At 45.1% G+C, this 2,841-nt stretch carries 3 protein-coding genes; all 3 read left to right on the top strand.

The window, feature by feature from the left end:
* The first annotated feature begins 95 nt into the window (after nt 1-95).
* From B4033_RS09910 to B4033_RS09900, 3 genes are read left to right on the top strand one after another with little or no spacing between them, the layout of a single operon-like run.
* Complete coding sequence (locus B4033_RS09910; RefSeq protein WP_004679574.1) at nt 96-578, top strand: MSMEG_0572/Sll0783 family nitrogen starvation response protein; 483 nt, start codon at nt 96-98, stop codon at nt 576-578.
* A 33-nt stretch (nt 579-611) separates the two neighbouring features.
* Nucleotides 612-1,616: a Nit6803 family nitrilase gene (locus B4033_RS09905; protein WP_286833565.1), complete on the top strand. Its 1,005-nt coding sequence runs from the start codon at nt 612-614 to the stop codon at nt 1,614-1,616.
* Nucleotides 1,617-1,664: 48 nt separating this feature from the next.
* A complete protein-coding gene (locus B4033_RS09900) occupies nt 1,665-2,744 on the top strand; it encodes an MSMEG_0568 family radical SAM protein (RefSeq protein WP_286833563.1) in 1,080 nt (359 codons plus the stop codon).
* The last annotated feature ends 97 nt before the right edge of the window (nt 2,745-2,841 follow it).

The following is a 2,841-nucleotide window of genomic DNA, read 5'->3' as shown; positions in this document are numbered from 1 at the left end:
CTATATTTTATTCAATCTCCAGTATTGGCATGACTTTCGCAATATCTAGGATAACCAATTCGGTTCATTTAATTCATCTGAAAACGGAGTGCATTATGCCTAAGGTAGATATCGAACAATATAAAGATGGCGACTTCCTGGTCGACTATGAAGAAAAGGTATTTGAGGATGTAAAAGCACAGCCTGGCGAAAAAGCATTAGTAACATTCCATACAGTGGCTTTTGAAGGTTCGATTGGTTTGGTTAATGTATTACAGGCTAAACGCTTATTACGTAAAGGATTTGAAACCAAAATCCTGCTATACGGTCCAGGTGTGCAATTAGGGGTACAACGTGGTTTCCCGACTTTAGGCGCTGAAGCATTTCCAGGACATCTGGCAGTCAACAACCAGATCAAAGCATTCATGGAAGAAGGTGGCGAAGTTTATGCTTGCCGTTTTGCTTTACAGGCGCTGTATGGTCAAACCGAAAAAGCCCTGATTCCAGGAATCCGTGCCATTAATCCATTGGATGTGATGGATCTTAAACTGCTCATGCGTCGTGACAATGCACTAATTATCGATACTTGGACAGTGTAATTCAAAGATTAGGAAAAATAGGAGAGTAAAGCCATGAGTCGAATTGTAAAGGCCGCAGCAGTCCAGTGCAGTCCAGTTCTTTATAGTCAGGCAGGAACAGTGCAAAAGGTCTGTGAGCTGATTGCTGAGCTTGGACAGCAAGGTGTGGAGTTTGCAGTATTTCCCGAGACCGTGGTCCCTTATTACCCTTATTTTTCCTTTGTTCAGCCGCCGTTTGCGATGGGTAAAGAACATCTCAAGTTATTAAGTGAATCTGTAATTGTACCTTCAGAAGCGACTGACCTAATTGGTGCTGCATGCCGTGCAGCGCAAATGGTGGTTTCGATTGGCGTAAATGAGCGTGTGGGCGGAACGATTTACAACGCACAACTGCTTTTTGATATGGATGGCAGCATCATTCAGCATCGTCGCAAAATTACACCGACCTATCATGAACGTATGGTTTGGGGGCAGGGTGATGGTAGTGGTTTATGTGCCATTGATTCGGCTGTTGGACGCATTGGTTCATTGGCTTGCTGGGAGCATTACAACCCATTGGCACGTTTTGCGCTTATGGCTGATGGCGAACAGATCCATGCGGCTATGTTTCCTGGATCATTGGTTGGACAGGTTTTTGCTGACCAGATATCAGCAACCATTCAGCATCATGCGCTGGAATCAGGCTGCTTTGTTGTTAATGCCACCGCATGGCTGACCCCGGAACAGCAGCAACAGATCATGCAAGATACTGGCTGTGAAATAGGTCCAATTTCAGGGGGCTGCTTTACTGCCATTGTTTCTCCAGAAGGGAAATTTTTAGCTGCGCCTTTAACTGAAGGTGAAGGCTATGTGATTGCCGATCTAGACTTTAACCTGATTGATAAACGTAAACGCATGATGGATTCCGTTGGGCATTATAGTCGCCCTGAATTACTGAGCCTGTTGATTGATCGTCGCAAAACCCAAGTTTTACATGAATTTTCAGAAACTCAATCAACAACACAAGAAAAAATCAGCAACTTTACAACGCCAACAGAAGCGCCGCTGAGTAAAGCGTAGAAGTCAAATTTGAAAATGAATTAAATATTAAGTGTAAGGAGTGTCGCCATGTCAGCAGTTGAATTACTCAGTGACCTGCAATGCAACGGCCTGAAATGGGAAGGTGAGGTTGGTCTGGCCCGTAAAGGGGGAGCTGGCCCAAGCGACCATAAAGCACTCAGCCTGAATGGACAAACCATGATGATTCCTGTGCTGAATCTGGCAGCTCAAGATTCTCCTTATACTGCACAGCAGGACAAAGAATCGGACAATGTGATTGTCTTTAAGAACAAAATCCCGGTAGCCACACTGACAGCGCCAAAACGTCCAAAGTTTTATGACCTGAAAACTGCAGATGGTATTTCTTATGAACAGATTGCCACCTTACATAGCCATGATGTTCTGGCAACAACGGTATTACAGCACTGTATTCGTATGAATGACAAGGCAACTGCCTGCCAGTTCTGCTCAATTGATCAGTCTCTCAAAGATGGCCGGACGCTCATCCGTAAACGTCCTGAACAGCTGGCAGAAGTGGCTAAAGCAGCCGTCGAGCTGGATGGCATTACCCAAATGATCCTGACGACAGGAACACCAAGCACTTCGGATCGTGGCACTGAAATTTTATTTGACTCTGTTACTGCAATTCGTGCAGTTGTCGATTTGCCGATACAGGTGCAATGTGAACCACCTGATGATTTTAGCTGGTTTGCCAAGTTAAAAAATGCAGGGGCAGTATCGATCGGCATGCACTTAGAAGCTGTCAGTGATCGCGTACGACACAAGATCATGCCGGGCAAAGCCGAAGTCTCACTGGATAAATACTTTGCTGCATTTAAGGCTGCAGTGGAGGTCTTTGGTCGGGGTCAGGTCAGTACTTATATTCTGGCTGGACTTGGAGACACTCGAGAAGAAATTCTGGACATGACTGCCAAACTGACTGAAATCGGCGTCTATCCATTTGTCGTTCCATTTGTGCCGATTCATGGCACGCCACTGGAGCATCATTCAAAACCAGAACCAGAGTTTATGCAGGCGCTCTATCCAGAAATAGGTGCCCAGCTGAAACAGCATAAATTGAAGTCTGAAGACACCCAGGCGGGATGTGCCAAATGTGGTGCCTGCTCATCACTCAAAGCTTATGAATAGGAGAGATTGCTATGTATTTAGATGATGATCTTTCACAAAACCTATGGTTGCAGGCAGTTAACCAGCAACTCAAGCATTATCTGGCTGATGAATTTAT

The organism is Acinetobacter sp. UBA3132, assembly GCF_002364825.1.
Lineage (GTDB): Bacteria > Pseudomonadota > Gammaproteobacteria > Pseudomonadales > Moraxellaceae > Acinetobacter > Acinetobacter schindleri.
This window is presented reverse-complemented; position numbering and strand designations above follow the sequence as displayed.

Bases quoted from the DNA above. Each gene is read 5' to 3' on its own strand.
- B4033_RS09905 (WP_286833565.1), top strand. From the start codon at position 612: ATGAGTCGAATTGTAAAGGCCGCAGCAGTCCAGTGCAGTCCAGTTCTT.
- B4033_RS09900 (WP_286833563.1), top strand. From the start codon at position 1,665: ATGTCAGCAGTTGAATTACTCAGTGACCTGCAATGCAACGGCCTGAAA.
- B4033_RS09910 (WP_004679574.1), top strand. From the start codon at position 96: ATGCCTAAGGTAGATATCGAACAATATAAAGATGGCGACTTCCTGGTC.